The organism is Umezawaea beigongshangensis (assembly GCF_016464305.1).
GTDB lineage: Bacteria > Actinomycetota > Actinomycetes > Mycobacteriales > Pseudonocardiaceae > Umezawaea_A > Umezawaea_A beigongshangensis.
In genome coordinates, this window is record NZ_JAEIOJ010000013.1 from 122,844 (window position 1) to 137,237 (window position 14,394).

The following is a 14,394-nucleotide window of genomic DNA, read 5'->3' on the forward strand; positions in this document are numbered from 1 at the left end:
AAGGGGGAGCGATGCGCGCCGGTCGGCAGTGGGCGGTCCTGTTCCCGGTCGTCGTGGTCCTGCTGCTGGTCCTCGGCGATCAGGCCGCGGCGCAGCCGCACCACGACGTCGGACAGGGCGGTCCGTCCTCCCTCGGCGGTGTGTGGCTGCGACTGCTCACGGTGACGGCGTTGGTGGTGGTCGTCTGCGTGGCGCTGCTGCGCCCCTTCCCCGCGGGGCCGGGGCCGCGGGCGCGGGCGGTCGCCGTGTCCGCGGGCGCGGTGGCGGTGATCGGTGAGCTGGCCCTCGTCCCGAACCGCGTGGACCGGCTCGACCCGCGCGACGCGCTGCTGCCCGTGGTGATGGCGACCAGCGCGCTGGCCGTGCTGCCGCTGCTGTCCTGGTCGCGCGGCCGGGTGACCCGTCTGCTGCCCGCCGTCGCGGGCCTCGGGGCCGTGGTCGCCGGCACCGACCCGGCGGCGGTCGGTGCGCTGCTGGCGGGGGAGTGGACGGCCGACGGCCTGCGCTCCAGCGCCCTGGCGTGGGTGGCCGCGCTGGCCTGGTTCGCCCTCAGCGCACCCGTGGGCCGGGTCGCGGCGCGGTCGGTGGCTGGGATCGGGTTCGCCGTGGCGGTGGGGGTGCTCGCCGCGGTGCCGGGGTTCGTCGCGGCGGGCGAGCACGACACCGTCGCCGGGCCCGTTCAGACCACGTGGACCTCGGGCACGTAGAACACCCACCGCCCGCCGGACTCGCTGTACGCCCTCTCCTTGGCCATGATCTCCTCCGCGTGGTTCCAGGCGAACATCAGCGCGTAGTCGGCCTTGCCCGGACCGAACGCCTCGGGCGGCTCGACCGGGATGTGCGTGCCGGGGGTCAGCCTGCCCTGCTTGGTGGGCGTCGCGTCGATCACCGCCGAGACCAGGTCCGGGCCCAGACCGCAGTAGTTGGCGACGGTCGCGCTCTTGGCCGTCGCGCCGTAGGCCACCACTCGCGCACCCCCGTCGCGCAGGCGGCGCAGCAGCACCACCAGGTCGCGGCGCCTGTCCCGGGTGCGCGCGGCGAACTCCGCGAGCCGAGCGCTGTCGTGCAGCTCCTGGTCGTCCTCCTCGGCCAGCAGTTCCGCGACGGCGGGCGACACGGGTCGCGTGCCGCGGTGGGCCGCGGTGAACCTGATCTGCCCGCCGTGGACCGGGAGCCGCTCGACGTCCACCAGCTCCAGGCCGGCCCGCCGGACCATCGCCACCACCGATCTCACGCTGAAGAACAGCACGTGCTCGTCGATGATCTGGTCGAAGGCGGTGTTGGCGAGCACCGACCCCAGGTAGGGGTCCTCGAACACGAACTCGCCGCCGGGCGCCAGCAGCGCGGCGACGCCTCGCAAGATCGAGTTCACGTTCGGGTCGTGGCTGATGGTGTTGGCGGAGAAGACGACGTCCGCTGGCCCGTGCTCGGCGCGCACGTCGCGGGCGATCCGCTCGGTGAAGAAGTCCACCCGCACGCGCACGCCGCGCGCCGCCGCGTCCGCCGCGGCGTCACCGGACGGGTCCACGCCCAGGTGACGCACGCCGCGGGCGGCGACGGCACCGAGGAGGACGCCGTCGTTGCTGCCGATCTCCACCACGAACGGGTCGCGCCGGCGGGCGAGCAGGCGTTCGGCGGTGCGGGCGAAGTGCTCGCGCATGACGGCCGAACTGGAGGAGCGGTAGGGGTAGGTCTGGTGGAACATCCGCTCGGCCGGTGGCACCTCGATCAACTGGGTCATGCAGCACGCCGCACAGCGCCCCAGCGCCAGACGGAAGAAGTACTCCCGGGACGGGTCCTCGCCGGGCGCGACGAAGGCGTCCGAGAGGGGCTGGCGTCCCAGGTCGAGGAACTCCTCGACGGGACCGGTGCACACGAGACAAGCAGGTGCCATTTAAAATAATATAGTGTATGCCCGATGGGGCGGCAATGGCGTGGTGATGACTTGCTGCTCTTGACAAGATCGCAGTCTTTACTGCTACAAAAGGTAGCAACTGAGGCGGTCGGTCATCTGTGCAGCCGAGCTGGGGGGTGAGTGTCGTCGGACGAACACGCCACCGGGGCTGGTCACGTGAGCTGGAGTCGTTCATCGTGAACACGCCCAAGGCGGACCTGCACGTGCACCTGGAGGGCTCGCTGCGCCCGGCCACGGTGCTCGACCTCGACCGGCGCAACGGGGGGGAGTTCGCGGGTCTGGACGAGCGCTGGCTCGCCGAGCGGTTCCGGTTCCGGGACTTCCGGCACTTCGCCGACCTCTACTCCACCTGCACGGACGTGTTCCGCGGGCCGGGCGACTTCGCTCGTGCCGTCGTCGAGCTGGCCGAGGACCTGGCCGGGCAGGGGGTCGTGTACGCGGAGGTGACCTGCTCGGCGATCACCCACCACCGCGACCGCGGCATCCCCTTCGACGAGCTGGTCGACGGGCTGTGGGACGGTGCGGTGACGGCCCGGCGCGACAGCGGTGTGGTGGTCAGGTTCGTGCTCGACCACGTGCGGGACCTGCCCGTCGAGGACTGCCTGCGCACGGCGGAGTGGTGCGTGCTGGGCCGCGACCGCGGTGTCGTGGCCCTCGGGCTCGGTGGCTACGAGCCCGGTCGCCCCGCATCGCTGTTCGCGGAGGCGGTGCGCTGGGCCGGCGAGCGCGGGGTTCCGTTCGTGCCGCACGCCGGCGAAGCGGCCGGCGCGGACGCGGTCCGAGACGCCCTGGCGTTCGACCCGCCGCGACTGGGCCACGGCTTCCGCGCGGCCGAGGACCCGGCCGTGGTCGAGGATCTGCTCGCCCGTGGCACCGTGCTGGAGGTGTGCCCGACCAGCAACCTGCGCACCGGCGTGGTGGCGGACCTGGCCGAGCACCCGGCTCGTGCGCTGCACGCGCTGGGCGTGCCGGTGGTGCTCGGCTCGGACGACCCGTTGCTGTTCGGGTCCACGCTGGTGGGCGAGTTCGAACAGGCGGTGACCGGCCTCGGCCTGGAGCCGGACGACCTGATCGCCGTGGCCCGCGCCTCCCTGGTGTCGGCGCTGGCCGAACCCGAGGTGCGCGACGAGTTGATCGCCGCGCACGACCGCCGTTCGGCGTGGACCGCGCCGAACGACCCCTGAGAAGCCCGCAGCACCGCTCGCGCACCGCAGAGCCGCGACCACACCTGCTCAGCGCCCGATCCGAGTGGCCGCCCGCCACGTCGGCCTGCGGCAGAGCGACGTCGACCACCGCGCGCCGACGGGTCCCGCCCGATCGGCCGAACGCCATGCCAAAAATAGCCGAAAAGTATTTTCAGCTATCCCCCAAATGGTCAAGCGGCTGTCTGTTGAGTGGTCGATCGATGCGTCGTGCAGGAGATTTCGAACCACAGTCACAATCTGCTGCGGAAGATCTCCTGAAAATGTTGACGGGGTCTTCCGGGGACGCTCTGTGACTACCTGCGACGTTCGTGTGAAGTTGGCCTGCTGCCTTGATGCTCTGAAGAGTGCCTGGTAGACACGGTTGACGAAGGACTGCTCAGGTTCGCCTGCGCGTCCCGAGGGGGCGCCAGCGGTCCGGGTCGGCCATCGCAACGGATGGGGTGACGGTGCGAATATTCATCGGAAGTTCAAGCGCGGAACGACGCTCGAAATTCCTTCCGAAAATCTCTTTGCCGATGTCGATGGCGGATTTCGAGACCCGTGGATTCCGGATCGACAGACCGGCTGCGCGGACGGTGCTGGAGGAACACGCACGGATGTTCCTCACCGGTTTCAACACCGGTGCGGCGCACTGGCGGGCACCGCACGACGAACTGCACGCCCGCGTGCCCGAGGCCGAGCGCGGCTTCGCCTACGAGGGCGCCGGGATGTTCGCGGGACTGCTCGACCTCGCCACCGCGGGCCGCGCCGGTGCACTGCGCCGGCTGCTCGAAGGCCCCGGCGACGGCTACGTGCACCTGGTGCACGTCGGGGCGGGCTGGCTGGCGACGCCGCTGCGCGTGACCGCTCTGCCACGGCTGCCAGCCACCCCGCTGCTGCGGTGGCTGGCCGTGGACGGCTCGGGCTTCGGCGAGGTGTACTTCGGCGGTCTGCGCGCCCTGCACCGGCGGGCCGCGCGCAGACCGGGGCCGCTCTGGGAGGCGCAGCTCGCCGGTTGTGGACGGGCGCTGTGGTTCGCGGAGTCCGCCGACCCGGCGGGCGTGGCCGGTGTGATCGACCGCGCCGCCGCGCCGGCCCGGCCGCACCTGTGGGCCGGGGTCGGCCTGGCCGTCACGTACGCGGGCGCCGCCGACGAGCAGGCGTTCGACGAGCTGGAGCGCGCGGCGAAGCCCCACTACGCCCACTTCGCCCAGGGTGTGGTGTTCGGCGCCTCGGCCCGGCACCGCTCCGGGATCGTGCCGCCCCACACGGCGCGCTCGGCGGCGCGCTTCCTCGGCGTCGACGCGGACGAGGCCGCCGGGTGGAGCGAGACGGCCGCGCACGACCTGTCCGATTCCGACGACATCCGGTCGTACCTGCGGTGGAAGGCGACGCTGCGCGCACTCGTCACCGCACGCTGTTGACCGCAACTGGGGAGAGTGCGAACGACATGCCCATCAACGCACGACAACTTCTGGTGTTCGGCGTCATCGGCGCCCTCTGCGCCGCGCTCGGGGTCATGGTGGCCCGACCCGGCCTGGGCCGCGCCGAGGTGGACGCGCTCGCGGCGCGCTACGGCTTCGCCACCGAGACCCTCAACCCCGTTCCGTCCGGCGCCCGCACCGAGCGGACCGTCGCGCCCGGCCTGCACGGCATCCGCGGCTGGATCTCCTCCGTCGGAGCCGCCGCCGGGCTGTCCGACCTGCGCGGTCAGGGCCACGCGGGCGACCTCTGCCTGGTCGATCCGCGCGACGACTCGGTGACGCTGCGCCCGGCGCGCGCGTCCGCCGCGGACGGGTACGCCCCGGTTCGGCTCACGCCCGACGGCCTGCCCCACGACCACACCATGGCACCGATGGGCTGCGTTCCGGTCGACGTCGACGTGGACGGCGACATCGACCACATCGTGCACTACTGGGGCCGCTCGCCCGTCGTCCACCTCAACACGGGAGGTGTCGGCGCACCGACCGCCGACGGCCACCGCGCGGTCGAGCTGATCAACCCGATGGCCGTGTGGCACTCCGGCACCTTCAACGTCGGCGACGTCGACGGTGACGGCCACCTGGACCTGCTGATCGGCAACTACTTCCCGGACGGCGCGCGCGTGCTCGACCCCGAAGCGCACGACGAGACCCGGATGCAGATGCAGAACTCGATGGGCCTGGCCCGCAACGCCGGTCTCAACCGCCTGCTGCTCGGCAAGCCCACCGGCCGGCCGGACGAGCTGCCCACCTACACCGACGCCAGCACCGCGTTCTCCCGCGACGCCGCCGCCTCCTGGACGCTGGCCACCGGCTTGCAGGACATGACCGGCGACGGCCTGCCGGAGATCTACCAGGCCAACGACTTCGGTCCCGACCAGTTCATGGTCAACCGGTCCACGCCGGGGAACGCGAAGTTCGAGGAGGTCCGCGGCGATCGCGACTGGACCACTCCCAAGTCGACCGTCCTGGGCCGCGACTCGTTCAAGGGCATGGGAGTGACCTTCACCTACGACGGGGACGCCCCGCTGCCCACGATGGTGGTCAGCAACATCACCACCCCGTTCGCCCTGCACGAGAGCAACTTCGCCTTCACTCCGACCGGCTCGCCCGCCGACCTCGCCGGGGGAGAACTCCCGTTCGACGAGCGCAGCGAGGAACTCGGCCTGGCTCGCGCCGGGTGGTGCTGGGACGTGCGCAGCGGCGACTTCGACAACGACGGCGTGGACGAGATCATGCAGGCCAACGGGTTCCTCAAGGGCGACACCGACCGGTGGCCGCTGCTCCAGGAACTCGCCATGGGCAACGACGACCTGGTGCGCCACCCCGCGTTCTGGCCGAACTTCCGGTCCGGCGACGACCTCTCCGGTCACGAGCCGAACCGGTTCTGGGTGCGGGGACCCGACGGCCGCTACACCGATCTGGCCGCGGCCACCGGCATCGCGGCCGGCGACAACACGCGCGCCATCGCCCACGGCGACGTGGACGGTGACAACAAGCTCGACGCGGTCGTGGCGAACCAGTGGGAGGACTCGGTCCTGCTGCGCAACACCGCGGCGGCCGGCCCGGCAGCGGACCTGCGCCTGGTGCGTCCCGCCCCCGCGGGCGCGGACGACGCCGTGACCGACGTGATCGGCGCCCAGGTGCGGCTGCACCACCCCGACCACCCGCAGCGCACCCAGCTCTACCCCGCCAACGGCCACGCCGGGGTCTCCGCGGCGAGGGTGCACCTGGCCCTGCCGGGTGGCGGCGCGACGCCCGCCACGATCACCTGGCGCGACACCGCGGGCCTGCACGAGGCGACCGCGGACGTTCGGCCTGGCCACGGGACCATCCTGCTCAACAGCGACGGAACGGTGGAAGTGCGATGACCACGACGGCCACGTCCGACCTCGACCAGCACACCGGGACCACCGCGCCACCCGCCGCAGCGCCCGTGGCCGGTCCGGCGCCCGAGGTGAAGCGCGTGCGCGCGCTGGCCCGCTTCGCCACCACCATCACGATCTTCAACGTCCTCGGCCACACCGTGCTGGGCTTCGAACAGGCGCCGATCACGCCGATCGCCGCCGCGCTGACCAGCTACGCCACGGCGCTGCTGTTCGAGTGGCTGGACTCCTGGTCCCAGAACCGCAAGCCGGCCTACGCGGGCGGGTTCCGCTCGCTGGTGGTGTTCCTGCTGCCCGCGCACATCACCGGCCTGGCCTGCGGCATGCTGCTGTGGGGCAACACCTCCCTGTGGCCCTACCTGTTCGCGATCACCGTCGGCAACGGCAGCAAGTACCTGGTGCGGCTGCGCGTCAACGGCAAGCTGCGGCACGTGCTCAACCCGTCGAACACCGGCATCGCCGTGGTCCTGGTGCTCTTCCCGTGGGTGGGCATCGCGCCGCCCTACCACTTCACCAACCTCACCGTGACGGCGCTGGACTGGCTGCTCCCGCTCGGCATCCTGATGTTCGGCACCGTGCTCAACGCCAAGCTGACCGGCAAGATGCCGCTGATCGCGGGTTGGCTGGGCGCGTTCGTCCTGCAAGCCGTGCTGCGCTGGCTGCTGCTCGACCACTCGCTGCTCGGCGCGCTCGTGCCGATGACCGGCCTCGCGTTCATCCTGTTCACCAACTACATGATCACCGATCCCGGCAGCACCCCGGTCAAGGCTCGCAACCAGGTGGTCTTCGGCGTGACAGCCGCCGCCGTCTACGCCGCGCTGGTGCTGTCCGGGGTGTCCTTCGGCCTCTTCTTCGCCCTGGTGATCACCTGCGTCCTGCGGGCGTTCGTGCTGCTGGTCGCGGCACGGCGCGCGACGCCCCGGCCGACGGGGAGCAGCGCCTCATGAGCGGTTCCGGTGGCGTCGCGGTGGTCGGCCTGGCCTGCCGCTACCCCGACGCGGATTCGCCCACCAGGTTGTGGGAGACCGTGCTGGGCGGCCGGCGGGGGTTCCGCAGGCTGCCCGAGCAGCGGCTGTCGAGCGCCTACGTCGGACCGGCCGACGACCCCGACCGCACCTACTCGACCCACGCGGGCCTGCTGCGCGGCTGGTCGTTCGACCGGGAGCGCTTCGGCGTGCCAGGACCGCTGCACCGCGCCGTCGACCACGCGCACTGGCTCGCGCTGGAGACCGCCGCCGACGCCCTCGCCGACGCGGGTTTCCCGGCCGGCCGCGGACTCGACCGCGACCGGGTGGGTGTGCTGCTGGGCAACACCATGACCGGCGAGTTCTCCCGCGCGGCGCAGTTGCGGCTGCGCTGGCCGTTCCTGCGCCGCGCCGCCACGGCGGCGCTCGCCGGCGCCGGCGTCGACGCCGAGCAGAGCCGGCACGCGCTCGCGCTGCTCGGCGAGCTGGTGCGCGCGCCGTTCCCGGTGCCCGGCGACGAGTCGCTGGCGGGCGCCCTGTCCAACACCATCGCGGGCCGCGTGTGCAACCACTTCGACTTCCACGGCACCGGTTTCACCGTGGACGGCGCGTGCGCGTCGAGCTTGTTGTCGGTGATGACGGCCGGTCGCGCGCTGCTCGACGGTGACCTGAGCTTCGCCCTCGCGGGCGGTGTCGACCTCAGCCTCGACCCGTTCGAGCTGGTCGGCTTCGCCCGCACCGGCGCGCTCGCGGTCGACGAGATGCGCGTCTACGACCGCCGCCCCACCGGTTTCCTGCCGGGGGAGGGCTGCGGCGTGGTGGCCCTGATGCGCGCCGAGGACGCCGAGCGCGAGGGCGTGCGCACCTACGCCGTGCTGGAGGGGTGGGGAACCTCCTCCGACGGCTCGGGCGGCCTCACCCGGCCCAAGGCGCACGGCCAGACGCTCGCCATGGCCCGCGCCTACCGGATGGTCGGGATCGAGCCGCACGCCGTCGAGCTGGTCGAGGGCCACGGCACCGGCACGCGCATCGGCGACGAGGTGGAGCTGACCGCGCTGTGCGAGGTCCGGGGGGAGGGCTCGCCCCGCGCCGCCCTCGGGTCGGTCAAGGCCAACATCGGGCACACCAAGGCCGCGGCGGGTGTGGCGGGTCTGATCAAGGCCGTGCTGGCGGTGCACCACCGCACGCTGCCTCCGACGACCGGCGTGGACGACCCGCACGAGCTGCTGCGCGCGCCCGGCACGCCGCTGCGCCTGCTGGGGGAGGCGGAACCGTGGTCGGCGGCCACCCCCAGGGCGTCGGTGTCGTCCATGGGGTTCGGCGGCATCAACGCCCACGTGGTGCTGCGGGGCGCGGCGGGAGGGCAGACCACCGCGGTGTCCGTGCCCGCGGCGGCGCTGAGCCGGCCCGCGCCCCGGCACGACGTCGTGCTGCTCGACGCCGCCGACCGCGCCGCGCTCGGCGAGCGCCTGGACGCGCTGACCGCCCTCGCGCCCGCCCTGAGCGACGCTGAGCTGCACGACCTCGCCGCCACCGCCCACGCCGAGCGGCGCGAGCCGGGAGCGGTGCGCTGCGCGCTCGTCGCCGACACCCCTGACCGGTTGCGGGACGCCGCGGTCACCGCCCGTGCCGCGCTGTCCACGTGGGACGGTGACCTGCTGGTGGACGAAGCGGCCGGCGCTGTGCTCGCCGCCGGGCCGCCGCGCCGCGTCGGCCTGCTGCTGCCCGGCCAGGCCGCGCCCGTGCGCGCGCGACTCGACACCTGGGCCGAGGGCCTGGGAGTGCCCGAGGCGGGTGTCACCGTCACCGACGGCGCGACGGACACCGCCGTCGCGCAGCCCGCGGTCGTCCGCCAGTCGCTGGCAGCCCTCGGGTGGCTCACCGCGTCCGGCTGCCGCCCGGTCGGCGCGGTCGGCCACAGCCTGGGCGAGCTGACCGCCCTGGTGTGGGCAGGTGCGCTGGACCCGGCGACCGCGCAGGACGTCGCCGTGGTCCGCGGCCGGGTGATGGCGGAGCACGGCGCGCCCGGTACGGCCATGGCGGGCGTCGCGGGCGACGAGGACACCGCTCGCGCCCTGGGCGAGGACCTCGACGTCGAGATCACCGGGTTCAACGGCCCGGTCCAGACCACCGTGGGCGGACCGGCCGACCAGGTCGCGACCCTGGTGGCCCGCGCCCGCGCCCGCGGTGTGCGGGCCACTCCGCTGCCGGTGTCCCACGCCTTCCACAGCTCCGCCATGCGCGCGGCGGGCGCACCGCTGCGCGAGGCGCTGGCGTCCGTGCCGTTCCAGCCGCCGTCCCGACCGGTGTTCTCCACCGTCACCGGCCGCCCGCTGACGTCGGGCACGGACCTGGTGGACCTGCTCACCGAGCAGCTCACCCGGCCCGTCCGGTTCACCGAGGCGCTGGCCCGGCTCGTCGAGCGCTGCGACCTGCTCGTGGAGGCGGGCCCCGGCACCACGCTCACCGACCTGGCCCGCGCGGCCGGCGCGACCGCCCTGTCCCTGGACAGCGGGAACCCGACGCGGCACGCTCTGACCACCGCCGTGCTCGCCGCGTGCTCGGCGGGCGACCTCGGCGCGTGGTTCGCGGGCCGCGTCCACCGGCCCCTCGGTCTGGACACCAGGATCGAGCTGCTGGCCAACCCGTGTGAGACGGACCTGCCCGGCCTGGCTCCGGCGCTCCCCGCCGACGTCGCGGACGTGCTGGCGCCCCCCGACGGGACGGCGCTGCCCGGACCGCGGGTGGCGGCGCACGACGCCGACCCGCTGACCGTCGTGCGCGATCAGCTCAGCCGCGTGCTGGAGCTGCCGCAGGCCGTCATCAGACCCGACAGCACGCTGCTCGGGGACCTGCACCTCAACTCGCTGCAGGTGGTGCAGGTGGTCGGGACGATCGCGGGTGCGCTGGGGCGCAGGCCGCCGGAGAGCGCGCTGTCCGGCGTGGACGTCACCGTCGCCGAGGTCGCCGCGATGCTGGGCTCCCTGCCCGCCGTCGACGCGGAGGGCGACGGCCCACCCGCGGGCCTGGACCGCTGGGTGCGCTCCTTCGAGCACGTCCGGGTGCCGTTCGAGCCGACCGACGCACCCGCCGGCGGCACGTGGGCGGTCGACGCGCCACCCGATCACTGGTTGCACGCCGTGCGCGGGCTCCCCGGCGTGCCCGGCGAGCGGAACCTCGCCGTCTGGCTGGAGGACGAGCGGCCCGAGGAGGTGGCGCGCGTGCTCGCCTCGATCGCCGGACACCGGCCCCGCCGCCTGCTCGTCGCCCACCGGGGGCATCCGGCCGCCGCCGCCGTGGGCCGCAGCGCCGCCGTCGAGCTCGACGGGCACTCGGTCACCGTCGTCCAGGTGGCCGGTGACACCCTGGACCCGAGGCTGGTCGCCTCGGCCGGCTACCGCGAGCTGCGCGCGCGGCCCGACGGCGGCGCTGAGCGCGTGACCACGCGCTTGCGCCGGCCGCACCCCGGCGGCGAGCTGCCGCTGGGCCCCGGTGACGTCTGTCTGGTCACCGGTGGCGTCGGCGGCATCACCGCCGAGTGCGGTGTCGCGTTGGCCCGGCGCACCGGGTGCGCCCTGGTGGTGCTGGGCCGCTCCGCGCCCGACTCGCCGCGGGTGGCCGACGCGCTGCGCGCCCTGGGCGAGCACGTCACCGTCCGGTACGTGCGGGCCGACGTCACCGATGCCGCGCAGGTCGCGTCCGCCCTGGCCGCCGCCGCCGAGGTCGGGCCGGTGCGCGGTCTGCTGCACGGCGCCGGCGTCAACCGGCCCCGCCTGCTGGGCGCGGTGTCCGCCGACACGCTCCGCGACACCCTCGCCCCCAAGGTGACGGGTCTGCGGCTGCTGCTCGACGCCGCGCCGGAGCTGCGGCTCGTGGTCGGCTTCGGCTCGATCATCGGTCGCCGCGGACTGCCCGGCCAGGCCGAGTACTGCGTGGCCAACGACTGGCTGCGCGACGAGCTGGAGCGCGCCGCCGAGCGCTTCCCGCAGCGCCGGCACCACCTGGTGGAGTGGTCGCTGTGGGACGGGCTGGGCATGGGGGAGCGCATGGGGGTGGTGGAGGGCCTGGCGGCCGCAGGCATCGCGCCGATCGCCGCGGCGGACGGTCCGCTCGCCCTGCTCGCCGCCCTGACCGATCGCGACGCCCCGGTGACGCTGCTGATCACCGGTCGCTTCCCGGAGGGCCCCACGCTGACCGTCGAGGGCGAGGCTCCCGAGCCGCTGCGCTTCGCCGAGGACCCGCGCGTGCGCTACGCCGGGGTGGAGGCCGTGCTGGAGTCCGAGTTGTCCCTGGGCAACGACCCGTACCTCGACGAGCACCGCGTCCGGGGCGTGCCCGTGCTGCCCGCCGTGGCCGGACTGGAGGCCATGGCCCAGGCGGTGTCCCTGGTGGTCGGTGCGCACCGGGCGTGGGAGTTCCGCGACCTCGACCTGCGCAGCCCGGTCACGGTGCCGGAGCGCGGCACGCGGTCGATCCGGGTGCTGGCACTCGACGACGGCGCGGGCTCCACCAGGGTCGCCGTGCGCGACGACAGCGACGCCTACGCGGCCGACCGCTTCACCGCCGTGGTCCGCGAGGCGCCGGAAGCCGGCGCGGGCGGCGAGCCGGACGGCACCGCGCCCGTCGCCGCCGGCCCCCACCCGTTCTACGGGCCGCTGCTGTTCCACCGGGGCCGGTTCCGCCGGCTGCTGGGCTACGAGTGGTTGTCCGCGTTCGAGGTCCGGGCCGGGGTGCGCGCCGAACCCGGCACGCAGTGGTTCTCCGACTTCCACCACCAACGACTCCTGCTGGGCGACCTCGGCGCGCACGACGCGGTCCTCCACGTGCTGCTGGCGTGCGTCCCGCACCGCCGCGCACTGCCCGTCGGCGTGGACCGGTTCACCGCGTGGCGCGCGCCGGAGGGCGTGCTCCGCGTGCACGCGGTGGAGCGCGAGCACACCGTCGACGACTTCGTGTTCGACGTGGACGTGCTCGACGCAGCCGGTGCGCGAGTCGCCCGGTGGGACGGGCTGCGACTGCGCGCCATCGGACCCAACCGCTGGGAGGAGGCGCTGCCGGTCTCCCTGCTCGGCCCGGTGCTGAGTCGCCGCCTGGTCGAGCTGGACGTCGCACCGCGGGTGGAGCTCGTCGTCACGGGCGTCGACCACCCGCGGGACGGCTGGGTCGTGGCGGAGGCCCACGACCACGTCCTGCTGGCCCGCGCGGACCACGCCGTCGGCGTCGCGTGGGGCACGAGCACCGCGCTGGAGCCCGGTGAGGAGTTCGACGGCGGCACCGCGGTCTCCGTGGCGGGCAAGCTGGACGAGCCGGTCGAGGTGGCCGCCGGGCGCATCGCGGCCGGCCGTGCCGCGCTCGGCCGCGCCGGGCTCGACCGGCGGGCCGCCCTGGAGATCGCCGAGGTGACCGACGACGGCCTGGTCGTGCTGCGAGCCCCGAACGCCGTCGTCGTGGTCGCCCGGTACGCCGTGGCCGGGATCGGCGACCCCGTCATCGCGATCGCTGTGGAGGTGCTCTGACGTGCGCGAGTACGTGTTCCGGCATCGTGTCACGTTCGACGAGACCAACGTCGTCGGCAACGTGTACTTCGCCCACTACCTGCACTGGCAGGGGCACTGCCGCGAGGCGTTCCTCGCCGACCACGCCCCCGGCGTGCTCGCCGAGGTGCGGTGCGGCGAGCTGGCGCTGGCGACCGTGTCCTGCGCGATGGAGTACTTCTCGGAGTGCTTCGCCCTGGACGAGGTGGAGATCGCGATGACCCTGCGCCGCAAGCGCGGCAGCCGGGTCGAGATGGACTACGAGTTCCGCCGCGACGGGAGCATGGTCGCCCGCGGCGGGCAGGTGGTGTCGTGCCTGCGCCGCACCAGGGGCGGTGTGCTGCCCGTGCAGGTCCCCGACGAGCTGTCCCGTGCCCTGGTCCTGTTCGAGAAGGAGAAGGAGACCGTGTCATGATCCACGTCCCGGGAGCGCCGGTGCTGCGGAGCCTCAACTCGGACCGGCACCGCACGGCGCTGCTGCTGTTCGCGGTGGTGGTCGCCGCCCACTGGGCCGAGCACGTGGCCCAGGCCGTCCAGGTGTACGTGCTGGGCATGCCGGTCGCGGAGGCCCGCGGTGTGCTGGGCGTGCCGTTCCCGTGGCTGGTGCACTCCGAGTGGATGCACTACGGGTACGCGCTGGTGATGATGATCGGGCTGTTCCTGCTGCGGCCCGCTTTCGTCGGCCGGGCGCGCACCTGGTGGACCGCCGCGCTGGTGATCCAGGTGTGGCACCACTTCGAGCACCTGCTCCTGCTGGTCCAAGCCCTCTCGGGTGCGAACCTGGCGAACCGCGCCGTGCCCACCAGCCTGCTCCAGTTCGTGCTGCCGCGCGTGGAGCTGCACCTGTTCTACAACGCGATCGTGTTCGTCCCGATGGTGGTCGCGATGGTGAAGCACGCCAGTCCGACGCTCGACGAGCGGGCGGCGGCCCCGTGCCGCTGCGCGGTGGTGAGGAGCTGATCCGACGTGCTGTCCGACGACGCGGAGCACCGCCAGTTCTGCCCTCTCGCCGCGGGGCTGGAGGTGGTGGGGGACATGTGGACGATGCTCGTGGTGCGGGAGCTGCTCGTCGCGCCCGCCGACGAGCGCGAGTTGCTGGAGGGCGTGCCGGGCCTGACGCCCGACCTGCTCACCCCCCGGCTGGAGGCGCTGTGCGCGAGCGGCGTCGCGGAGTGGCGGGGGGAGTACCGGCTGACTCATCTGGGACGCAGGCTCCAGGTGCCCCTGCTGGCCCTGGCGCGCTGGGGGCGCGAGCTCACCGATGACGAGCGAGCGAGATAGATATAAATTCATATAGTTATTTGGTACGCTCGAAGTCCGGCGTTACCGGTCTCGGGCTGGGAGGGACGCAGTGTTCGAGAGGTTCACCGACCGCGCGAGGCGGGTGGTTGTCCTGGCCCAGGAAGAGGCCCGGATGCTCAACCACAAC

General features: G+C 73.6%; 10 protein-coding genes. 9 read left to right on the forward strand and 1 reads right to left on the reverse strand.

Going from position 1 to position 14,394, the window contains the following annotated elements:
• Positions 1-11 precede the first annotated feature (11 nt).
• Positions 12-707, forward strand: a complete 696-nt coding sequence (locus IMZ35_RS25940) for a DUF6239 family natural product biosynthesis protein (protein ID WP_199443809.1) — start codon at positions 12-14, stop codon at positions 705-707.
• Here IMZ35_RS25940 and IMZ35_RS25945 read toward each other — a convergent pair.
• Positions 680-1,894 carry a class I SAM-dependent methyltransferase gene (locus IMZ35_RS25945; RefSeq protein WP_199443810.1) on the reverse strand — a complete coding sequence of 405 codons (1,215 nt, stop codon included), beginning with the start codon at positions 1,892-1,894 and terminating at the stop codon, positions 680-682. The two genes, IMZ35_RS25940 and IMZ35_RS25945, sit on opposite strands and share 28 nt — an antisense overlap.
• A gap of 197 nt (positions 1,895-2,091) precedes the next feature.
• Here IMZ35_RS25945 and add point away from each other — a divergent pair, with 197 nt between their 5' ends.
• The 8 genes from add (at position 2,092) to IMZ35_RS25985 (ending at position 14,246) form a co-directional block, all read left to right on the forward strand.
• Positions 2,092-3,099: an adenosine deaminase gene (add, locus tag IMZ35_RS25950; protein ID WP_199443811.1), complete on the forward strand. Its 1,008-nt coding sequence runs from the start codon at positions 2,092-2,094 to the stop codon at positions 3,097-3,099.
• Between the two features lie 542 nt (positions 3,100-3,641).
• Positions 3,642-4,523, forward strand: a complete 882-nt coding sequence (locus IMZ35_RS25955; protein ID WP_229373268.1) for a DUF1702 family protein — start codon at positions 3,642-3,644, stop codon at positions 4,521-4,523.
• Between the two features lie 26 nt (positions 4,524-4,549).
• Positions 4,550-6,451, forward strand: coding sequence for an ASPIC/UnbV domain-containing protein (locus tag IMZ35_RS25960; RefSeq protein WP_199443813.1), 1,902 nt, complete (start codon positions 4,550-4,552; stop codon positions 6,449-6,451).
• Complete coding sequence (locus IMZ35_RS25965) at positions 6,448-7,413, forward strand: enediyne biosynthesis protein UnbU (RefSeq protein ID WP_199443814.1); 966 nt, start codon at positions 6,448-6,450, stop codon at positions 7,411-7,413. Before IMZ35_RS25960 ends, IMZ35_RS25965 begins: the two co-directional genes overlap by 4 nt.
• Entirely contained in the window at positions 7,410-12,947 is a 5,538-nt protein-coding gene (locus tag IMZ35_RS25970) for a type I polyketide synthase (protein ID WP_199443815.1), read from the forward strand. The genes IMZ35_RS25965 and IMZ35_RS25970 overlap by 4 nt, the downstream gene beginning before the upstream one ends.
• A 1-nt stretch (position 12,948) precedes the next feature.
• Positions 12,949-13,380, forward strand: a complete 432-nt coding sequence (locus IMZ35_RS25975; RefSeq protein WP_199443816.1) for an acyl-CoA thioesterase — start codon at positions 12,949-12,951, stop codon at positions 13,378-13,380.
• On the forward strand, positions 13,377-13,925 hold the full coding sequence (locus tag IMZ35_RS25980) for a hypothetical protein (RefSeq protein WP_199443817.1): 549 nt from the start codon (positions 13,377-13,379) through the stop codon (positions 13,923-13,925). Before IMZ35_RS25975 ends, IMZ35_RS25980 begins: the two co-directional genes overlap by 4 nt.
• Before the next feature lie 6 nt (positions 13,926-13,931).
• Positions 13,932-14,246, forward strand: a complete 315-nt coding sequence (locus tag IMZ35_RS25985; protein ID WP_199443818.1) for a winged helix-turn-helix transcriptional regulator — start codon at positions 13,932-13,934, stop codon at positions 14,244-14,246.
• Positions 14,247-14,394: the final 148 nt, after the last annotated feature.